At 41.8% G+C, this 318-nt stretch carries 1 protein-coding gene; it reads left to right on the top strand.

The genetic code is table 11. From position 1 onward, the window contains the following. Nucleotides 1-35: 35 nt before the first annotated feature. The coding region (locus HC176_RS18600) for an AAA family ATPase (protein WP_342448727.1) at nt 36-318 on the top strand (283 nt) is incomplete at its 3' end.

Genomic DNA, 318 nt, shown 5'->3' with positions numbered 1-318 from the left:
CGCAACACTACAAGACAAAGTGGGTTCCTGAATATATGCGCGAATATCTTCAGCTAAAATGGGATAGAGAGCAAAAGAGCTGTGAACCTCATGATCTCTTACCTATTGCAAAAGGACAGATGACTCTGGAAAATGAATTGGCTGCACAGGCTGATGAACTTCTTTTTTGCGACACTAACCTTTTAGAACTGGTGGTTTACTCCCGGGCCTATTATGACGAATTTGTAGACCCTGCCCTTCTTAAACCTGCGTTAAAGGCACAATATGATCTTTATTTTTTAACGTATATTGACGTTCCCTGGGTGGAAGATGATCTGC

The organism is Tamlana crocina, from assembly GCF_012037625.1.
Note: the sequence above shows the minus strand (reverse complement) of the source record. Positions and strands in the feature narration are given on the sequence as shown.